The sequence below is a fragment of the Brevibacterium sp. 91QC2O2 genome (assembly GCF_024580695.1).
Lineage (GTDB): Bacteria > Actinomycetota > Actinomycetes > Actinomycetales > Brevibacteriaceae > Brevibacterium > Brevibacterium moorei.
Genome location: NZ_JANIJY010000008.1, coordinates 123652 through 143536, shown reverse-complemented (window position 1 = coordinate 143536; position 19885 = coordinate 123652). Strand labels below are relative to the sequence as shown.

The 19885-nt window shown below is 67.3% G+C and carries 19 protein-coding genes and 4 tRNA genes; 3 read left to right on the top strand and 20 right to left on the bottom strand.

Annotation, left to right across the window (positions count from 1 at the left end):
- Positions 1-91: 91 nt before the first annotated feature.
- The 16 genes from rplA to gdhA all read right to left on the bottom strand — a co-directional run bounded on the left by rplA (position 92) and on the right by gdhA (position 13085).
- Positions 92-787 (bottom strand): 50S ribosomal protein L1, encoded by a 696-nt coding sequence (rplA, locus tag NQ036_RS08465; protein ID WP_257048301.1) that lies wholly within the window; start codon positions 785-787, stop codon positions 92-94.
- A gap of 64 nt (positions 788-851) precedes the next feature.
- Complete coding sequence (gene rplK / locus NQ036_RS08460) at positions 852-1289, bottom strand: 50S ribosomal protein L11 (RefSeq protein ID WP_257048299.1); 438 nt, start codon at positions 1287-1289, stop codon at positions 852-854.
- Between the two features lie 162 nt (positions 1290-1451).
- Complete coding sequence (gene nusG, locus NQ036_RS08455; RefSeq protein WP_257058311.1) at positions 1452-2342, bottom strand: transcription termination/antitermination protein NusG; 891 nt, start codon at positions 2340-2342, stop codon at positions 1452-1454.
- 38 nt (positions 2343-2380) lie between these two features.
- Entirely contained in the window at positions 2381-2614 is a 234-nt protein-coding gene (gene secE, locus NQ036_RS08450; RefSeq protein WP_257048297.1) for a preprotein translocase subunit SecE, read from the bottom strand.
- A 75-nt stretch (positions 2615-2689) separates the two neighbouring features.
- A tRNA-Trp gene (locus NQ036_RS08445) sits at positions 2690-2762 on the bottom strand.
- Between the two features lie 183 nt (positions 2763-2945).
- Entirely contained in the window at positions 2946-4103 is a 1158-nt protein-coding gene (locus tag NQ036_RS08440) for a UDP-N-acetylmuramate dehydrogenase (RefSeq protein WP_257058309.1), read from the bottom strand.
- Positions 4100-4594: a MaoC/PaaZ C-terminal domain-containing protein gene (locus NQ036_RS08435; RefSeq protein WP_257058307.1), complete on the bottom strand. Its 495-nt coding sequence runs from the start codon at positions 4592-4594 to the stop codon at positions 4100-4102. The genes NQ036_RS08440 and NQ036_RS08435 overlap by 4 nt, the downstream gene beginning before the upstream one ends.
- Entirely contained in the window at positions 4587-5036 is a 450-nt protein-coding gene (locus NQ036_RS08430) for a MaoC family dehydratase N-terminal domain-containing protein (protein ID WP_257058304.1), read from the bottom strand. The genes NQ036_RS08435 and NQ036_RS08430 overlap by 8 nt, the downstream gene beginning before the upstream one ends.
- A gap of 66 nt (positions 5037-5102) precedes the next feature.
- Positions 5103-5927 (bottom strand): TetR family transcriptional regulator, encoded by an 825-nt coding sequence (locus NQ036_RS08425; protein ID WP_257058301.1) that lies wholly within the window; start codon positions 5925-5927, stop codon positions 5103-5105.
- A 10-nt stretch (positions 5928-5937) separates the two neighbouring features.
- Positions 5938-7431 (bottom strand): mycothione reductase, encoded by a 1494-nt coding sequence (locus NQ036_RS08420; protein ID WP_257058299.1) that lies wholly within the window; start codon positions 7429-7431, stop codon positions 5938-5940.
- 49 nt (positions 7432-7480) lie between these two features.
- Positions 7481-8734, bottom strand: coding sequence for a beta-ketoacyl synthase (locus NQ036_RS08415; RefSeq protein WP_257048288.1), 1254 nt, complete (start codon positions 8732-8734; stop codon positions 7481-7483).
- 5 nt (positions 8735-8739) lie between these two features.
- Positions 8740-10290 carry a class I adenylate-forming enzyme family protein gene (locus NQ036_RS08410; RefSeq protein WP_257058324.1) on the bottom strand — a complete coding sequence of 517 codons (1551 nt, stop codon included), beginning with the start codon at positions 10288-10290 and terminating at the stop codon, positions 8740-8742.
- A gap of 215 nt (positions 10291-10505) precedes the next feature.
- Positions 10506-10579 (bottom strand) — tRNA-Met (locus tag NQ036_RS08405).
- Between the two features lie 39 nt (positions 10580-10618).
- A tRNA-Thr gene (locus tag NQ036_RS08400) sits at positions 10619-10691 on the bottom strand.
- Between the two features lie 104 nt (positions 10692-10795).
- Positions 10796-11590, bottom strand: a complete 795-nt coding sequence (locus NQ036_RS08395; protein ID WP_257058296.1) for a glycerophosphodiester phosphodiesterase family protein — start codon at positions 11588-11590, stop codon at positions 10796-10798.
- Positions 11591-11744: 154 nt separating this feature from the next.
- Complete coding sequence (gene gdhA, locus NQ036_RS08390; protein ID WP_257048284.1) at positions 11745-13085, bottom strand: NADP-specific glutamate dehydrogenase; 1341 nt, start codon at positions 13083-13085, stop codon at positions 11745-11747.
- Positions 13086-13357: 272 nt separating this feature from the next.
- Here gdhA and NQ036_RS08385 point away from each other — a divergent pair, with 272 nt between their 5' ends.
- Positions 13358-13780: a hypothetical protein gene (locus NQ036_RS08385; protein ID WP_257058294.1), complete on the top strand. Its 423-nt coding sequence runs from the start codon at positions 13358-13360 to the stop codon at positions 13778-13780.
- A 91-nt stretch (positions 13781-13871) separates the two neighbouring features.
- Here the strand turns inward: NQ036_RS08385 and NQ036_RS08380 are convergent.
- Positions 13872-13953 (bottom strand) — tRNA-Tyr (locus NQ036_RS08380).
- Positions 13954-14149: 196 nt separating this feature from the next.
- Between NQ036_RS08380 and NQ036_RS08375 the strand changes: the two genes are divergently transcribed.
- Positions 14150-14641 carry a YajQ family cyclic di-GMP-binding protein gene (locus NQ036_RS08375; RefSeq protein ID WP_257058292.1) on the top strand — a complete coding sequence of 164 codons (492 nt, stop codon included), beginning with the start codon at positions 14150-14152 and terminating at the stop codon, positions 14639-14641.
- A 146-nt stretch (positions 14642-14787) separates the two neighbouring features.
- Here the strand turns inward: NQ036_RS08375 and NQ036_RS08370 are convergent, their stop codons facing one another.
- Positions 14788-16218 carry an FAD-dependent oxidoreductase gene (locus tag NQ036_RS08370; protein WP_257048278.1) on the bottom strand — a complete coding sequence of 477 codons (1431 nt, stop codon included), beginning with the start codon at positions 16216-16218 and terminating at the stop codon, positions 14788-14790.
- A gap of 194 nt (positions 16219-16412) precedes the next feature.
- Here NQ036_RS08370 and rarD point away from each other — a divergent pair, with 194 nt between their 5' ends.
- A complete protein-coding gene (rarD, locus tag NQ036_RS08365) occupies positions 16413-17384 on the top strand; it encodes an EamA family transporter RarD (RefSeq protein WP_257058290.1) in 972 nt (323 codons plus the stop codon).
- Between the two features lie 53 nt (positions 17385-17437).
- On the opposite strand, the gene NQ036_RS08360 is transcribed toward rarD, so the two are convergent.
- Entirely contained in the window at positions 17438-18535 is a 1098-nt protein-coding gene (locus NQ036_RS08360; protein ID WP_257058286.1) for a polyprenyl synthetase family protein, read from the bottom strand.
- 23 nt (positions 18536-18558) lie between these two features.
- Positions 18559-19884, bottom strand: a complete 1326-nt coding sequence (locus tag NQ036_RS08355; protein ID WP_257058284.1) for a geranylgeranyl reductase family protein — start codon at positions 19882-19884, stop codon at positions 18559-18561.
- Between the last annotated feature and the right edge of the window lies 1 nt (position 19885).

Sequence of the window (19885 nt, the reverse complement as noted above, 5' to 3'; positions counted from 1 at the left end):
CGGCGGGTGAGTAGTTAACTCACCCGCCGCGGCCCCGGCCCCTGGGGACTCCGATCCGCAGATCGGAGTTCACCCGGTCAGATCACGCGGATCACGCACGCAGCGATGCGATGTCCATCGGCACACCCGGGCCCATCGTCGTGGCGATGGTGGCCTTGGTGATGTAGCGGCCCTTCGAGGACGCCGGCTTCAGACGCAGCACCTCTTCCATCGCGGCCTTGAAGTTCTCCTCCAGCTGTTCGGCGGAGAAGGACGCCTTGCCCACGATGAAGTGCAGGTTCGAGTGCTTGTCGACGCGGAACTCGATCTTGCCGCCCTTGATGTCGGACACGGCCTTGGCCACGTCCATCGTCACGGTGCCGGTCTTGGGGTTCGGCATCAGGCCACGGGGACCCAGCACCTTGCCCAGACGGCCGACCTTGCCCATCAGGTCGGGAGTGGCGACGGCTGCATCGAATCCGGTCCAGCCACCGGCCACCTTTTCCAGCAGGTCATCGGAGCCGACGAAGTCGGCACCTGCTGCGCGGGCTGCCTCTGCACGGTCGCCGGCGGCGAACACCAGGACCGTGGCGGTCTTACCGGTGCCGTGCGGGAGGTTGACGGTGCCACGCACCATCTGATCCGCCTTGCGGGGATCGACACTCAGGCGCAGCGCAACTTCGACGGTGGCGTCGAACTTGGTCACGGTGGTGTCCTTGGCCAGGGCGATAGCCTGAGCCGGTTCGTAGAAAGTGTCTGCCGCGATCTTCTCGGCAGCGGCCTCATAGGCCTTTGAGCGCTTTGCCATCTGCTTATCTCCTTGCAGTTGTGGTGTGGGCCGCGCCGGCCCTACCACGGAAGTTGAGCCTGGATCAGGCGTCGATGTCGGTCGTGATGCCCATCTGGCGAGCGGTGCCGGCGACGATCTTCTTCGCAGCCTCGATGTCGTTCGCGTTCAGGTCGGGCATCTTGGTCTCGGCGATCTCGCGCACCTGGTCTTCGGTCAGGTGACCGACCTTGACGGTGTGCGGGGTGGCCGAACCGGACTTGACACCGGCGGCCTTCTTGATCAGCTCGGAGGCCGGCGGCGTCTTCGTGACGAAGGTGAACGAACGATCTTCGTACACCGTGATCTCGACGGGGACGATGTTCCCGCGCATGGATTCCGTGGCCGCATTGTAGGCCTTGCAGAATTCCATGATGTTGACACCGTGCTGACCCAGCGCCGGGCCGACCGGGGGCGCCGGGTTGGCGGCACCAGCCTGGATCTGGAGCTTGATCAGGCCGGTTACCTTTTTCTTCGGAGGCATGTTTCGGTCCTTAATCTCTAAAACGAGTCCCACTGCAGTGTGCCGGTGGGAGTTTCAACCCTGGGATTCCGATGGCCCAAGGCAGCAAACCACACCATTATTCCACGCGGGGCCGTGGGTTTTAAACCCCGGCCCCGCGTTTGTGTGGCAAGTCTCAAATGGTCAGATCTTGTCGACCTGGTTGAAGCCCAATTCGACGGGCACATCGCGTTCGAAGATCGACAGCAGCACGACCAGCTTCTGCTGCTCGGGGCGGATCTCCTGGATCGTGGCCGGATGCCCCTCGAAGGAGCCGTCCTTGACCATCACGGATTCGCCCACCTCGAAGTCGACCTCGATACCGGCGGGAGCTGCGGCCTTGGCCTGTTCACCCGCGGCCTTGGCGGCTTCGGCGACCTCTTCTTCGAACATCGGGGCCAGCATGGAGAAGACCTCGTCGAGGGTCAGCGGCGTGGGATCGTAGGCGTTGCCGACGAAGCCGGTGACACCCGGGGTGTTGCGCACAACGCCCCACGATTCATCGGTCAGTTCCATGCGCACCAGCACGTAGCCGGGGATGCGAACGCGGCGGATCTTCTTGCGCTGGCCGTTCTTGATCTCGGTGACTTCCTCCATGGGGACCTGCACCTCGAAGATGTAGTCCTCCATGTTGAGGCTGACGGCGCGCGATTCAAGATTGACCTTCACGCGGTTCTCATAACCGGCGTAGGAATGGATGACGTACCAGTCGCCGTCCTTCATCCGCAGATCGGACTTGTAGGCCTCCATCGGATCCTCGGCGGGAGCCTCTTCGGCTGCGTCAGCCGCGACGTCATCGGCTGCTGCGGCGTCTGCGGGAGCCTCTGCGGCGTCAGCCGGCGCGGTTTCCCCGGCCTGTGCATCCTCGGCGGTGGGCTCCTCGGCCTCCGGCGCCTGCTCGGCAGGCTGCGCATCCTGAGCGGGAGTGGGGTCCGCGGGGACCTCCGGAGCGACGGCTTCAGCGACCGGGGTCGCTTCGACCGCGTCGTCCTGCGGCTGCGCGAGGTTGTCGAATTCCGAGCTGTCCTGGGACACCAAATCTCCTTGTTATGAGTTGAGTGGCCGCGCTCGGCTTAGAACAGCGGCCAGATCGGCTCGCCGCCGAACACTGTGCCCGCCAGCTTACCGAAGACGAAATCCAGCACGGTGACCAACAACATCATGAAGACGACGAATGCCAGTACCACGAGGAAGTAGTTGAGCAGCTGCTTGCGGGTCGGGGTAATGACCTTCTTCAGTTCGGCGAAAACCTCTTTGAAGAACTGGATGATCCGGCCGAAGAATCCGCGGCGCTTATCATCGGGCATACTGACTTCCGATGCATGTGCGGAATCGGCCACGGGACCTCACTAGATCGTTCGAACTGCATTGAGTCGGTTGAGCAGGGGCGACAGGACTCGAACCTGCAACCTACGGTTTTGGAGACCGTTGCGCTACCAATTGCGCCACGCCCCTTCACGCCATTCGACGTGTCGGTGACTGCTCACCGTCGGCCCCGACAATCCCCTTTCGGGCATCCCCGCAGCGGGCCAACGGTTTTCAAGCATACAGGCTTTTCGGCACGACGTCGAACCAGGGCCGAGGTGGCACTGAGCACAGCGCTGTGCGCACCGGCGGATGCGGCGAGCGGGCATCCGGTTACCCCTCCGAATCCAGGGAGCAGCCGACCAGATTCGGTTCGGGTACCAGCACGATCCCGAAGCGCTCGTGCACGCCGGCTTGGATCCGGCGCGCCAGCTCCAACAGGTCGGCGGTGCGCGCCGCGCCCCGGTTCGTCAGGGCCAGCGTGTGCTTGGTCGACAGGCTCGCGGCGGGGGGCCCGCCATCGGCGCGGGGCAGTCCATACCCCTTGGCGAAGCCCGCATGGTCGATCAGCCAGGCCGCCGAGGTCTTCTGCACCTGCGGATCCACCACCCCGGTCAGAGGGTCGTGGACGGGATAGGACGGGGCACCGTCGGGCAGGACGAAGTCGCGCGCGACGATCGGATTGGTGAAGAACGAGCCGGCCGACCAGGTGTCGTGATCGGCCGGGTCCAGCACCATTCCCTTGGAGGCGCGCAGGTGCAGCACGGCGGTGCGCACCGCGGCCGTGTCCGCCGTCTGCCCGATCGCCACTTCGAGTTCGGCAGCCAGCTGCCCGTAGCGCACCGGCGCCGATTCCCGACCCCGCTCCAGAGCGAAGCACACCTCCAGCACGATGTAGCGGGGCTCGCCGAATTCCGCGGCGGCCCGTTTGAGCAGTGAGTTGCGGTAGGAGAACTGCAGGCGCTCCGCCGGTAGCCGCTGTGCCTGGCCGGCCACCCGGTCGAAGACGCGCACCGATTCGATCAGTTCGGCGACCTCGCACCCATAGGCTCCGATGTTCTGCACGGGTGCCGCGCCCACGGTACCGGGGATGCCGGACAGGGCCTCGAGACCGCTGAGACCGTGGTCCAGGGTCCAGGCGACGAACTCGTCCCAGACCTCGCCGGCCTGGGCGGTCACCAGTGTCCGGGTCCCGTGTGCGGACTCCTGGATGCCGCGGGTCGCGACCAGGCAGGCGGGGCCGGCGAAGCCGGAGTCTCCTGCCAGGATGTTCGATCCGCCGCCGATGAACAGCACGGCCGGATCACCGTGGGCAGAGGGGTCCAGCGGATGGGCCCGCCCGAAGTCCTCCAGGTCCTCCGCCGTGTGGGCCACCGTCAAGTCGGGCAGCGGTCCGCCCAGGTGGAAGGTGGTGAGTTCTGCCAGAGTCCCCGGGACCGCAGCCGTTCCCCCCGTCGAAGAGGTGCCCGGCGCCGGACGATCCCCGGTCATCGCAGGGCGACCTTGACCTGGGTCCGGCCCAGTACGGACACGGGCTTGGCCTCGCCATCCGCGGGCAGAGTGGCCGTCACGTCGATCCGTGCGGTTCCGGCCTCCGGGTCCAGGGCGCCAACCTTGGCGACGATGTTGACGAAGGCGGTGGGTTCCTCGGGCACCCCGGAGGCCGCGTCGGGCACGACGACCGGCGCGGTGAAGCGGGTGCGGTAGTCCAGCACCGCGCCGGGATCGCCCAGCCATTGCACGATCGGGGAGACGACGGTGGCCATCGTCAGCATGCCGTGGGCGATCACATTGGGCAGGCCGACCTCGCGGGCGAAGCGTTCGTTCCAGTGAATGTAGTTGAAGTCCCCGGAGGCGCCCGCATAGCGGACCAGATCCGCCCGGGAGAAGCCGATGGTGCGTTCCAGCACGACTTCGCCCACGCTCAGATCCGCGGCGGCGGGGCCGGCGGGCGCGTTGTTCGCAATGGTGGTTTCAGGCATTGTCGTCTCCCCTCACGACGATCATCGAGGTCACGGTGACCACGGGTTCGCCCTGGCTGCTCAGTTCGGTGCGGGTGGTGATCATCGCATTGCCACCGGCGACCCGGATGCCGTCGACGTGGCAGACCGCGTCGAGTTCGTCACCTGCGATGATCGGGCGTACGTAGGTGAACTGTTCCTGTCCGTGGACCACCCGGTCGAAGTCGATGCCGGATTCCGGGGAGGAGATGTAGAGTCCCTCCGCCCGTTGGGACGGGACCACCGCGAAGGTGGGCGGGGCGACGAGGTCCGGATACCCCAGTGCGCGGGCCGCCCTACGGTCCGTGTGGGCGGGATGCGTGGCCTTGGTGGCGGCGGCGAAGGCCGCGATCGCCTCGGCCGAAACACGGTAGGGCGCAGGTGCTGCGAAGCTGGCGCCCTCCAGGTCGGTATTGACTCCCATGAGTCCCTCCTGATCGGTTGGTCTACTACCGCAGAAGTCTACCGGGGCGCCCTGACGTCCTCTGAACTACCGCGGCCCGCGCATCACCTCGAGGGCGTAGTCGGCGACCTGTCCTGCGGCCTCGTCGGCGCTGAGACCCTGCCCCGGCTTGACCCACTGGGCCAGGGAGGTGCACATATTCGACACCACCCGACCCGCGAACTTCACGTGGGGTGTACGGAACTCCCCGCGGGCGGCGGCCAGTCCGGCCTCCACGTCCAGCATGCTCTGCGCCCGCCTGCGCCGCTTGAGGCTCTGTGAGGCGGCTGGTTCCTCCAGGCTGCGCCGCTCACTGGCGCCGATGAACGCGATGTCGCGCTCCTCGATGTGGAACAGCGCCATGGTCTTGACCAGCGCATGGAACCTGATGACGGGGTCCTCCCCCGCGCACCGGGCAGATGTCACCTCCATCTGCCGCAGCAGCTTGACCATGGTGTACGAGCTGATCGCGGCCAGAATCGCCTGCTTCGAATCGAAGTAGTGGTAGACCCCGGCCACGCTGACCTCACCGGTCTGAGCGATCTGGCGCATGGACGTGCCGTGATAGCCCCACTGCACAATGCACTTCACCGCCGCCTGCATGACCAGCGAGCGGGTGCCCCCGTCGGCCTCCTCACCGGTTTCCACGGCCTCGGCCCCGGATCCGGCCTCCAGTGCCGCCGAGGTCGTCCCGAGGACCTCGGCGATCGCGGCCAGCCGCTGGCTCGTCACGCCGACCCGGTCGCGTTCGACCAGGGACAGGGTCGCTGACGACAGGCCCAGGCGCCCTGACAGCTGATCCAGGGTCAGGCCCGAGGCCCTCCTGGCTCCACGGATGCGCGCGCCCAGGCTGGCGGGGGTTTCGGTGCTCATGCACCTAAGGCTAGTCGAGCAACTGCAGCAGTGCGTTCTCCACCAGTTCCGGCATCGCCGGATGGATCCAGTACTGGGTCCGCGCCACATCCTGGGCGCGCTGCCCCGTGCTCATGGCCTGGATCAGCGGTTGGATCAGGGTCGTGGCCTCGGGGCCGATGATGTGCGCGCCCAGGATGGTGCCCATCTCATCGACCACGATCTTCGCGAAGCCGGCGGGGTCCCCCATCGCCCACCCATATGCGATGTCCTTGTAGTACTGCAGCCCGACCCGCACATCCAGTCCGGTATCGCCGGCCCGATCCTGTGCCTGTGCCTCCGTCAACCCCACGCAGGCGATCTGTGGATCGCTGAACACACCCAGCGGCACCGGCATCGTGAAGGCGCTGCGCGGCTCATCGGGATGCAGCATATTGTGCTTGACACAGCGCAGTTGATGGTTGGCGACGTGTTTGAGCTGATTGCCGTCGGTCACATCTCCCAGGGCCCACAGGCCGGGAACCACGGACCCGCCCGAGGTCACCCGCAGGTACTCGTCGGTGGCCACCGTGCCGTCGGCGCGCACGTCGAGGCCGGCCTCGGCGGCACCCAGCAGATCCGCATTGGGCGTGCGCCCGGTGGCCACAAGCAGTTCGGCCGCCTGCAAGACGACTTCCCCGCCGGCGCGCTCACCCACCAGCCGAATCCCCGCACCGGTCCGCTCGACCCGTGTCGTGTGCAGGTTCGGTTCCACGTGAAACCTGTGCGCCAGAGCGTCCGTGGCAGTTGCCGAGACGTCCTCGTCCAGCTGCCGCAGCAGCCGGCCCGAGCGCGCCACCAGGGTCACCTCGACGCCCAGCGATCCGAAGATGTGTGCCATCTCCACGGCGATCACGCCCGAGCCCAGAATCAGCAGACTCTCCGGCAGTTCATCGATGCGCATGATCGTATCCGAGGTCAACGGCCCGGCCGCGCGCAGCCCGGGGATGTCGGGAACGGCCGGCCGCGAGCCGGCGGCCAACACCACCTGCTCGGCACTCACCGTGCGAGAACCGCCGTCGTTCAGCGCCACCTGCAGGACAAAGGGCGCCGTGGCCGAAGCGGCCGGCGCGCCCACAGCGGCGCTCCCCGCCAGGCGCGCGGTGCCACGCAGCAGGGTCAGGTTCTCATTGTCCGGGTGGTTCTCCCGGTAGTCCAGGCCGCCGGCCGTGATCGGGTCGATGCGACCGAAGACGCGCTCGCGGATCGCCGGCCAGTCCACCGCGTCCAGGGTCTCCGCGAGGCCCAACCGCGCGGCGCCCGCCGGGGTCGCCGCGACGTCTGCGGTGTGGACGAACATCTTCGAGGGAATGCAGCCCAGGTTCAGGCAGGTCCCGCCAAACACCCGGTCGGGGCCGACCCCGCGGTCGATGTAGACGATCGTCTTGTCCGCGAACTCCGGTCCGGGCAGCGAATTGCCAGAGCCCGAACCGATGAGCGCGATGTCGAAGTGCTGGTCCGCTGTGAGCCGATCTTCGTAAGCCATGACACCACGGTACCGGCTCGGCCCGCCCACACGGCGTCAGCGCCCCCGCCTAAACCGCGCCGAAGGCGGTCACGCAGTTCTGTCCGCCGAACCCGAAGGCATTGGTCACGGCCGTGCGCACCGGCAGATTGCGCGCGGTATTGGGCACATAGTCCAGATCGCATTCCGGATCCGGGGTCCGGTAGTTGATCGTCGGGGGCACCAGGGACTCACGGATCGCCATGATGCACACCAGTGCGGCCAGGGCGCCGGCCGCTCCGATCAGGTGGCCGGTCATGGACTTCGGCGCACTGACCGGCACCCCGCCGGCCGCCTCGCCGAGGGCGGTGTGGAGCGCCGCCGTCTCCGTGCGGTCATTGGCCTTGGTCGAGGTCCCGTGCGCCACCACCAGGTCGACGTCGGCCGGTGCCAGACGGGATGCATCAAGGCACCGGGAGATCGCGGCGGCCGCGTACCGGCCACTCGGTTCGGGCGCCACGACGTGGAACCCGTCCGAGGTCAGGGCTCCGCCCAGCACGCGCGCATAGGGCCGTGCGCCCCGTGCCCTGGCATGGGAAGCACGTTCGAGCACGAAGAGAACCGCGCCCTCGCCGAAGACGAAGCCGGTCCGCTCGGCGTCGAAGGGCCGCGAGACCTCCGCGGGGTCGCCCACACCGGGGCTCAGTGCCCGCATAGCGCCCAAACCGGCGAACATGGGCTCCGTGATCGAGGCGTCGGTCCCACCGGCCAGCATCACCTCGGCGGCGCCTGTGCGCAGGTGGTGGGCGGCCTCGAGCAACGCGTAATTGCCCGAGGCACAGGCCAGTGCACTGGCGTTGACCGGACCGTGCAGGCCCAGGTCCATGGCGATCTGGCAGGCCGGCATATTCGTCAGCCCCGCGGGCACGAACATCGGGCTGACGGCCCTGGGCCCACCACTGTGCAGGTCCTCGGTGGCCCGCTGGATCTCCGGGAAGCCGGCGACGGCGCTGTTGACGATCGCCCCCGCGGCCATTCCGTCGCCCAAGTCGACACCTGCGTCCAGGCCGGCATCTGCCAGTGCCTGCCGTGCCGCGACAACCGCCAGCTGGGTGGCGCGCGAGGTCCGCTTGAGATTCTTCACACTCAGGTGCTCCGCGGGATCGAACCCCTTGACCTCGGCAGCGATCCGCGTGCCCAGCCGGGAGGCGTCGAAGTGCGTGATCGGCCCGACCCCGCTGGTTCCGGCCAGCAGGGCACTCCAGGTGTCCGCTGCGGTGTTTCCGACCGGGGTCAGCGCGCCGATCCCGGTGATGACGATGTCCTCGTCGTCCATTCGCTCCATCCCCCTCACTTCTTCCTGAACCCCAGCAGTTCGATATCCCCTGACGCCGCGGCCTCGGTCGCCAGGCGGGCGACCTCGTAGTGCACCTTCTTACCGGTGGCGGTCATCGGCAGGGAGTCGACGAACCGGTAACCGCGCGGCCGCTTGAAGTCGGCCAGATTGTCATCGGACAGCAGCATGGCGTCGAGGTCCTCTGCGGTGACGGGCTGTGCTGGGACCCCGGGGGCTCCGGCGGGCGCGCGGACCACGAAGGCCACGATCTTCTGCCCCCAGGTGGGATCGGGGATGCCCACGACGGCCGAATCGGCCACGCCGCGGTTGCGGGCCAGCGCCTCCTCGACCTGGACGGGATGGACGTTCTCCCCGCCGGAGATGATCATGTCGTCCTTACGGCCCAGGATCGTGAGGAATCCGTCGGCGTCCCACACCGCGATGTCACCTGTGTAGAGCCAGCCGGAGTGGAACTTCTCCTCCTGCACCCCGGGCAGGTTGACATAGGCGAAGCCCGATTTGGGGCTGCGCATGATGACCTCGCCTGATTCGGTGTTGTCGCGGGCGACCAGCTCATCCGGTTCGGCCCGGTGATCCTCGTAGATGCGCACCACCGCCACATCGTCGTCCGTGCTCGCCCGGCCGGCGGTCCCGGCGTGTTCGGGCAGGTCCTCGGGGCGCAGGAAGGTGTTCCAGAACGTCTCGGTGGTCCCGTAGCCGTTGAAGATCCGCGGGGTCAGCAGCCGCTGATAGCGCAGTGCGGCGGCCCGGTCCAGCGGCGCCCCCATCGTCACGATCCCCTTGAGCGTGCGCAGGGGCCGCGGCCTGGCCTCCTGCTCATTGGCGATCGCCTCGAGCGTGGCAGGGGCTCCGATGAGGAATGTGATGTCGTATTCGTCGACCCAGTCCAGGGCCAGCGCCGGGTCGAAGTCCGGCATCGGGACGACGGACCCGCCGGCATAGTACACGGGATTGGGCCCGCCCGAGTACAGGCCACCGCGGTGGAACCAGGGCGTCATGTTCAGCGTCCGGTCGTAGGGCCCCAGCGGGAAGTGCATCATGACGTCGTGGGCGCTCATCACCTCGACCAGGCTGGGCAGCGCCACGCCCTTGGGCATGCCGGTGGTACCCGAGGTGTAGAGGCGGGTGGTCTCCTCGTACGTGCTGAAGTCGGCCGGCAGGGCCGGGACCGCGAGGTCAGCGGCCCCGGAGACGAACTGTTCGAACCCCACCGTCTGGCCCAGCCGCCCGTGGGTATCGGGCGTCCGGGGGCCGACGGCCACCAGGGCGGGCCGGCCGCCCCACCGGGCCAGGGCGTGTTCCGCGGTGGCGGCCAGGCGCTCATCGTAGAGGTAGACCAGGGGTGCGGAGTCCTGCAGGATGTACGCGGTCTCCCCCACCGACAGGCGGTGGTTGATGGGCACGTCGATCGCGCCGAGCCGCTGGGTCGCCAGGTAGACGAGGACGAATTCGGGCCCGTTGAACAGCTGGTAGAGCACCCGGTCGCCGCGGCCCACCCCGGCCGCGTGCAGCGCCGCGGCAAGGCGGTCGACGCGTTGGCCCAGTTGGGCATAAGTCCACTGCTCCCCGATTGCCGGATCGATCAGCGCGGGTGATCGTGATAGCGGGCGACATTCCGGTCGAAACCCGCAATGTACGTGAAGTGATGGTCGATATACGACCTAAAGATACTATGGTTATATACCATAGTTTCACTGTAAACCCGGAGGTCAAACGAAAAAAGTCCCGCATCCTTGAGGATGCGGGACTTCACAATCTGTAGCGAGGGGGAGACTCGAACTCCCGACCTCACGATTATGAGTCGTGCGCTCTAACCGGCTGAGCTACCCCGCCACTAGCATGGAACCGGCTCTCACCTTTTTCCACACTGAGAGCCCCGAAAGGGAATCGAACCCTTGACCTTCTCCTTACCATGGAGACGCTCTGCCGACTGAGCTATCGGGGCAACAACAGATACATTACACGGGCGTTGAAGCACGATGCAAATCCAGAACGGCTCCATTTGTAGTGTTTTAGACCACACCCCTGGCCGGGGGTGGGGAACGAGGCTCAGGACAGGTGTTCGCGGGCCGCCAGGAAGCCCTGCAGCCGGCCCGGGTGATCGGTGATGATGCCGGTGACCCCGGCGTCCAGCAAGCGCGCCCATTCCTCAGCACGATTGGCCGTGAACACACAGCACGCCAAGTCGGATGCCAGGAACCCCTCGACCAGATCGTGGTGATTGGAGAACCCCTTGACCGAGACATTGACGGCGATGGCCTGCAGGTCCTGCGCTAGCTGTGCATCCCCCAACTTGGGCGTCATCCGCAGCAGTCCGCGTGGGACCATCGGCATCATGTCGCGCGCCGTTTGCAGGGTCGGTACCGAAAAGCTCTGCACGATCGTCCGATCGGCCATCCCGAAGTCCATGATCTCCTGACTGATCCGGGCCACCGCCCCCGCCGACCACTCGCCCTTGAGCTCCAGGAGCAGATCGCCCCCATGCACGGACAGATCGCCGAGCAGCCCCTCGAGCGTGGGCACGCGCTGGCCGGCGAAGCCGCGTCCCATCCAGATCCCGGCATCGGCCAGGAAGATCCGCTCATCGCTCATATGCACCACATTGCCCTGCGAACCGGTGGTCCGGCCCAGAGTCCCGTCGTGGATGATGACGGGGGTGCCGTCCCCGGAGATCCACGCATCGACCTCGATCAGATCCGCGCCGGTGGCCCGTGCCGCATCCACCGCGGCCAGGGTGTTCTCCGGCGCGACCCCGGAGTATCCACGGTGCGCGATCACCCACGGCGCGGCCCCGCGCCCGGGGGTCTGCAGGATCTGCTGTGTCTTCAGATACTCGGTGAACATGGCCCCACCCTATGCCAGCCACGTTGCCCGGACATGACAAAGGCCCCACCGCCCGCTGAATGCGGGCGGTGGGGCCTGACCCGTGCGGCCTACCAGCATCCGCACGAGGTGCCGCCGGGCACCCGCGACGCGGGGCCTCGGCGCCGGTGGGCGATCAGACCACGCCGAAGGCCAGCATCGCGTCCGCGACCTTCCGGAAGCCCGCGATGTTCGCGCCCATGACGTAGTTGCCCGGGTGGCCGTATTCCTCGGCCGTGGCCAGGCAGGTGTCGTGGATGGACGTCATGATGGTCGTCAGGCGGTCCTCCGTGTAGTCGAAGGTCCAGGAGTCGCGCTGGGCGTTCTGCTGCATTTCCAGCGCGCTGGTCGCCACGCCACCGGCGTTCGCGGCCTTGCCGGGAGCGTAGGCGGTGCCGGCCTCCCGGAACACGCCGATGGCGCCCTCGGTGCACGGCATGTTCGCACCCTCGGCCACGGCCTTGAGCCCGTTCTTGATGAGCGTGCGCGCTGCGGTCGAGTTCAACTCGTTCTGCGTGGCGCACGGCAGGGCGACGTCGACCGGCACGTCCCAGACGCTGCCGCCGGTGACGAACTTCGCCGAGGACCGGCGGGCCGCGTACTCGCTGATGCGGGCGCGCTCGACCTCCTTGACCTGCTTGAGCAGGGCCAGGTCGATGCCCATCTCGTCATACACATAGCCCGAGGAGTCCGAGGCGGTGTAAACGGTGCCGCCGAGCTGGTGGACCTTCTCGATAGCGTAGATCGCGACATTGCCCGAACCGGACACACTGACCTTGGCGCCGTCGAAGGTCGTGCCCTGGGTCTTGAGCATCTGCTGGGCGAAGATCGCGGCGCCGTAGCCGGTGGCCTCGGTCCGGACCAGGGAACCGCCCCAGGTCAGGCCCTTGCCGGTCAGCACGCCGGATTCGTAGCGGTTCGTGATGCGCTTGTACTGGCCGAACAGGAAGCCGATCTCGCGGCCGCCCACGCCGATGTCGCCGGCCGGGACGTCGGTGTATTCGCCGATGTAGCGGTAGAGCTCGGTCATGAATGACTGGCAGAAGCGCATGACCTCGTCATCGCTGCGGCCGTGCGGGTCGAAGTCCGAACCGCCCTTGCCGCCGCCGATCGGCAGGCCGGTCAGGGAGTTCTTGAAGATCTGCTCGAAGCCCAGGAACTTGATGATGCCCAGGTTCACCGAGGGGTGGAAGCGCAAGCCGCCCTTGTACGGTCCCAGGGCGGAGTTGAACTCCACGCGGAAACCGCGGTTGATCTGCAGTTCGCCCTTGTCGTCGACCCAGGGGACGCGGAAGATGATCTGGCGCTCCGGTTCGCACAGCTGCTGCACGACGCGGGAGTCCTGGTATTCGGGATGACGGTTCCCCATCGCCTGGAGGGAGCCGAGGACCTCGCGGACGGCCTGGTGGAATTCGGGTTCACCGGGATTGCGTTTGAGTACCCGGTCGAGCAGGGATTCGATGGTGTCATGTGCCATTGAGGGCTCCTTTCTGCGCGACTGCCGATCCGGCGAGGGCGCCGGTGGGCGGGCCGGCGGGGCGCCGGCGATAGTGCCGACGGGTATGCCGACGAGTCGCGACCATCCTAGATTCTGCCATGTGAGACGAAACCGTGGACGAGGCGCCCGGGAAGTGAGAAAGGTCCTGTGCTCGTCGATCTTCTTGCCACAGTGCTGCAGATCCGCCGGAAATCTTCCGGTTCGGCCCACATTCGCGTGATCCGGTCTTCGCCGGCGTCTAGGATCGACCCATGCCCACCGACGCGCACAACCTCCCAGCTGGGAACCGGACCGTCCGCATCATCGGCATGATTGCAGCCCTGCTGTTCATCGCAACGGCCATTGGCGTCATGGTCATGCTCGCCCAGCCGTGGAGGGAGACCGCAGCGGATGCGGTGGTAGGGGCAGCACTCCTGGGCTTTTTCATCATCCTGCCCTATCTGGTGCCGCTGATCGTCCAGATCCTGGTGAGGAGATCGGCCTGGGTTTCATGGCTCACTCTGGCCTATACCGTTGTGGCCGGCGCCGCCGGGGTCTGGGTGTACATCGACGTGCTGATGGACGACAGTTCGACGGCGGCTATCGCACTGGTCGTGTTTCCACCCATGCAATTGGCGGCTCTGGCCATCCTCGCGCTCATCGCACTGCCGATATGGGCGATACGGAGGCCGTGAGGTGCGGCCCCATCGCCCCAAGCCGGCGGCGATGGTCCTGCAGACGACGAAACCCCCGGGATCTCGTGATCCCGGGGATTTCGGCCTTCGGTGGCAGGTGAAGGATTCGAACCTTCGAAGGCAATGCCGTCTGATTTACAGTCAGATTCCTTTGGCCGCTCGGACAACCTGCCATACACCTGTTGGGTTTCGACCCGTTTGGCGTACCTGTTAAACAGTACAGGATGATTTCTCGGATACGAAATCACAGGAGGCCCATTCCGCCACTTTGTGTCCAGTGTCATATTCGGACGCGGCGGACGGGCCTTCACTAGACTGGTGGGCGGGTATCCGGCCCGCTCGCGGGCATCCGACAGCTAAGGAGCAACCATGGCAAGCGATTCCAGCTTCGACATCGTCAGCAAGGTCGACCGGCAGGAGGCCGACAACGCACTCAACCAGGCCGCCAAGGAGGTCAACTCGCGCTACGACTTCCGCGGCACCGACGCCTCGATCGCCTGGTCAGGCGAATCCATCCTGATCAAGGCCAATGCCGAGGAACGCGTCAAGGCCGTGCTCGACGTCTTCCAGTCCAAGCTGGTCAAGCGCGGGATCTCGCTGAAGTCCCTGGACGCCGGCGAACCCTACCCCTCGGGCAAGGAATACCGGCTCGAGGCCAGCCTCAAGGAGGGCATCGACAAGGAGACCGCCAAGAAGATCACGAAGATCATCCGCGACGAGGGCCCCAAGGGCGTCAAGGCCCCGATCCAGGGTGACGAGGTCCGGGTCAGCTCGAAGAGCCGCGACGACCTGCAGTCCGTGATCGCCCTGCTCAAGGGCAAGGACCTCGACGTCGACCTGCAGTTCACCAACTACCGGTAGACCGCCGCAGAATAGACGTGGAACCCGGAGGGCCCCACAGCATCAGACGATGCCGTGGGGCCCTTTTAGCACGCCGAGGCCGCGCCCGGGTGCTGCGGTCGCGGCACCCCGGGTGCGTCCTCGGCCACTGCTTCGGCAGTCCGCAATCAGTCCGCGGCGCCCTGCGGGACCTCGGAACCGGAGCCCGCGTGGACGGCGGCACGGGCGGCGTCCATCATGGCCTCGCGGGTGGCGAGCTTGATGCGCTCACGGCCCTCGGGCTCGCCTGCGGCGCGCTCCGCGGCGTCCAGCAGGTGGTAGCCCTCCCAGTTCGTGAAGTCCACGCCCTTGGCCTCGAGCAGCTTGACGATCTCGTCCTCGCCCGGATGCGTGGGCGCGGGCAGGGAACCGGCGTGGTAGTCCTCGATCAGGTGCGTGACGGTCTCCAGGGCATCGCCCTTGGTGTGCCCGATCAGGCCGACCGGCCCGCGCTTGATCCAACCCGTCGCGTACAGTCCGGGCTCCACCGGGGCCTGCGCGGCCTCTGCCTGGGAATCGCCCTGGACCACGCGGCCCTCGACGTTCGTCACCACGCCCTTGTGCCGGTCGAAGGGCAGCTGGTCCACAGCGGTGCCGAAGTAGCCGACCGCACGGTAGACCGCGTCCATGTCGTAGTCGATGAACTCCCCCGTGCCATTGACGCCGCCGGTGCCGTCGAGCTGCTGGCGCTCCACCCGTAGGCCGGTCACCCCGGTGGTCTCATCGCCCAGCACGGCCACCGGTGCCTGGAGGAAGTGCAGGTGCAGGCGGCGCTTGGCGCCGGTTTCCTCGCGCAGAGTGAAATCCGTGAGCGTCTTCGTGACCTGCTTGGTCTGATTGTTCGAGCCGATGGCCTGCATCGAACCCTCGTCGAATTCGAAGTCCTCGGGGTAGACGACGATGTCGACGTCCTTGACATGGCCCAGTTCGCGCAGCTCCAGCGGCGTGAACTTCACCTGCGCCGGGCCACGGCGGCCGAACACGTGCACATCGGTCACGGCCGAGTCCTTCAGTCCCTCGTAGACGTGCGCGGGGATCTCCGTGCTCAGCAGGTCGTCTGCCTGCTTGGACAGGATCCGGGCGACGTCGAGGGCGACGTTGCCGTTGCCGATCACCGCGACGCGCTTGGCGTCCAACGGCCAGGTCTGCGGATAGTCCGGGTGCGAGTCGTACCAGTTGACGAAGCGGGCGGCGCCGTAGGAGCGCGGCAGGTCGATGCCGGGGATGTCCAGGGGCGCGTCCTCGATCGAGCCGGTGGAGAAGATGACGGCGTCGTAGAGGTGGCGGAAGTCCTCCAGCGTGATGTCCGTGCCGTAGTCCACATTCGAGAACAGCCGGATGTCGCCGCGGTCCATCACCTTGATCAGCGCATTGATGATGCCCTTGATCCTGGGATGGTCGGGGGCGACGCCATAGCGGACCAGGCCGAAGGGGGCAGGCAGGCGTTCGAACAGGTCGATGCTCAGATCGAAGTCGCGTTCCGCCTTCGTCAGGATGTCGGCGGCGTAGATCCCGGCGGGGCCGGCACCCACGATGGCCACGCGCAGCGGGCGATCCATAAAACCTCTTTCGTCGTCGTGTGGCACCGGTGTTCACGCCGGCAGCCCCCACCATTCTAGTTGGGTTCCCCTTAGTAGGCCATGTGACTTTGTCCCGCGGCTGCGGTCCGGCGGCGGTAGTCCGGCGGCCGAGGTCCGGGCCCAGTGGGTGGGCAGTTCCGTCCCGCCCAGCGGACGGTGGCTAGAATCCCCCTGTGTCGACTCCCGCTTCCAATGATCCAGTCCCCGCCGCAACCGCTGGTGCCCCCGCGCCTTCATCCGCCGAGGTCCCCGCCGATGTCCGCGACAACCGGCGCCTTGGCCTGTTCCTGGGCTGTGGCGCGTACTTCCTCTGGGGCTTCATGCCCTTCGCGTTCAACGCGGCCAAACCCGCCAGTGGCCTGGAGGTGCTGGCCCACCGGGTCGTCTGGTCGATCGTCCTGTGCGTCATCCTGCTGGCGCTGACCCGCACCTTCCGCGAGGTCTGGGCCATCTGCCGCAACGGCAGGCTGTTCTCCACCCTGACCCTGGCCTCGCTGTTCGCCTGCGCGAACTGGACCATCATGATCTACGCCGTGCTCACCGGCCACGTCCTGGAGAGCTCACTGGGCTATTTCATCAACCCGCTGCTGTCGATCCTGTTGGGCGTGGTGTTCCTGCGCGAGCGCCTGCGCCCGGCGCAGTGGGTCGCCGTGGCCGTAGGGGTGGTAGCGGTCGTCGTCATCACGGTGGCCTACGGCCGCGTGCCCTGGTGGAGCCTGGGCCTTGCGGTGTCCTTCGGGCTCTACGGCCTGATCAAGAACCGGGTGGGCGGCAAGGTCGGGGCACTGCCCGGGTTCACGATCGAGACCATGGTCCTCACCCCGTTCGCCCTGGCCTATATCGGCTTCCTCCTGGCCACCAGCGGATCGCACTTCACCGCCGGCGGGCCCTGGCAGGTCGTGGCGATGGTGTTCCTGGGGCCCATCACCGCGGTCCCGCTCATCATGTTCTCCGGTGCGGCCAGCCGGGTGCCGCTGAGCTGGGTGGGGATGATGCAGTACATCGCCCCGACCATGCAGTTCATCTTCGCGCTGACCGTGTTCCACGAGCACATGGATCCCGCGCGCTGGGCGGGCTTCTTCATCGTCTGGGTGGCGATCGTCATCATCACCGTCGACATGCTCCGCGCCTCCCGCCGCCGGTAGGCCCGCGCCTTGCCGAGTGGCTCCACAGGTGCACTTGTGGAGCCACCGCCGGATCAGCCGACGCGGTTAACGACTTGATGGGCGAAGGCGATCAGATCGTCCTTGACCCCACCGGCCGGCAGCGGCGCCAGATCGTCCAGGGCCGCTGTGACCCAGCGACGGGCCTCGGCCCGGGCCCGTTCCATCGCGGGGTGGGCGACCAGCGCGACCCTGGCGGTTTCCAGGGCCTCGTCGCTGCTCAGGTCCCGGTCCATCAGCTCCACCACGCGCACCGCGTCCGCGTCCCCTGCGGCCGCCGCGGCCCGCACATAGAGCATCGGCAGGGTGGGCACGCCCTCGCGCAGATCGGTCCCCGGCGTCTTGCCGGACTGGTCCGGCGCGCTGTCCAGGTCGATGATGTCATCGGCCAGCTGGAAGGCCACGCCCACCCGCTCGCCGAAGGAGCGCAGCGGCGCAATGTACTCCTCGGGCGCACCCGAGGCCAGCAGCCCGAACTCCGTGGCCGCGGCGATCAGCGAACCGGTCTTGTCGGCCAGCACGCCGAGGTGGTGGCGCAGCGGGTCGGCCCCGTCGACCGGGCCGATGGTCTCGTGCAGCTGGCCGAGCACCAGGCGCTCGAAGGTCTCCGCCTGCAGCACCACCGCGCGCGGGCCGAGGTCCGCCGACAGCAGGGACGCCTTGGCGAACAACAGGTCGCCCGTCAGAATGGCAACGTTATTACCCCACACGTGCTGGGCTGCGGTCGCACCGCGGCGCACGGGGGCCTCGTCCATCACATCGTCGTGGTACAGCGTGGCCAGGTGGGTCAGTTCCACCGCGGCCGCCGCGGTGATGACCTGGGGCCGATCCCGGTCGCCCAGGCCCGCGGCCATCAACACCAGCATGGGCCGGGCCCGCTTGCCCCCGGCGTTCATCAGGTGGTGGGCTGCCGCATCGACCAGCGGATCGGTCTGCCGGGCGGCAGCGCCGAGCACGTCCTCGACCTGCTCCAGATAATCGGCCAGTTCCAACGCGACTGCGCCCATCCCCATGCTGATCGCCTGGGTCGTGGTCGCAGGCGTGGGGGAAGCAGGCGCGGCCTCCGGAGGAGTCGTCCCAGCCTGTGCCGCCGTAGCAGGGGACTGCGTGCCGGTGTTGCCCGATTCGGTCATAGTCTGTTCCGTTGTACCCATCGTCAGTCGTTCGTCGTCGCCGGCACCAGCTGGTTCAGCGCATAGATCACATGGTCGTAGAGGTCGCGTTCACTGGCCCGCGAACTGTACAGGTTCGCCAGCAGCTTGACGACGAATCTCATCAAGACCCTGCTCCCCATACCGTACTTGATCCCCACATTCATCAGCTCCGGCTTACCGATTATCTCAGCAAAAATCCGGCCCAGGGTGAAATAGGAGCCCAATTCGCCGCGCACCGACTCCGCATACCCGTGCAGTGCCCGCCGGCGTGCGGCGGTGGGATAGTGCTGGTAGGTGGCCACGACCTCGGCGGCCAGGCGGCCGGATTCCATCGCATAGTCGATGCCCTCCCCGTTGAACGGGTTGACCATCCCGGCCGCATCACCGAGCAGCAGCACGCCGCGGTCGAAGTGCGGGGTGCGGTTGAAGGCCATGGGCAGGGCGGCGGACTTCACGGGCCCGGTGGTACAGGTCTCGTCGATCTGCCATTCGGCGCCCATCGCCTCGATCCAGTCGCGCAGCACCTTGCGGTAGTCGACTTTGCCGAACATCGGCGAGGTGTCGAGGATGCCCAGCCCCACGTTCGCCGTGCCGTCGCCCATCGGGAACAGCCAGCCGTAGCCGGGCATCGGATCGCCCAGCCCGTCGCCGCGGCCGGCTTGGGCAGTGCCGGGTTCGGCCTTCGGGCGCAGTTCCAGCCAGCTCTCGATGAACTCGTCCTGCGACCGCGGCGTCCGGTAGTAGGTGCGCACGGCCACGCCCATCGGCCGGTCCTCGCGCTTCTCATTGCCCATCTGCACGGCGGTGCGCGCCGACACCCCGTCCGCGGCCAACACAACGGGCGCGCGGAAGTGGGTCTCGGGGCCGATCTTGCGACCCTTGTCATTGGTCGCCGTGGCCTGGATCCCGTCGACCCAGCCATCGGCGCCGAAGGTCGGGTGCAGGGCCATGGTGTTCTCGTACAGGGTTGCACCACTGGCCTGCGCGTGGCGGGCCAGGTCCTCGTCGAGCTTCATCCGCGGGCGCGTCAGCCCATAATCCGGCAGGCCGGCGACGCTGGGCCAGTCGATCTCCAGGCGGTGCCCGCCGCCGATCAGCCGCAGGCCCCGGTTGCGGTGCCAGCCGGGTTCGTCCGACTTGTCCAGGCCCAGCAGGCCCAGTTCGTGCACGGCCCGCGGGGTCAGCGCATCGCCGCAGATCTTATCGCGCGGGAACCGGGCCTTCTCCAGGACGACGACGTCCAGACCGGCCCGAGCCAGGTGTGCCGCGGCCGAGGCGCCCGCCGGTCCCGCGCCCACGACGATGACATCGGCGCTGACGGTCTGCACC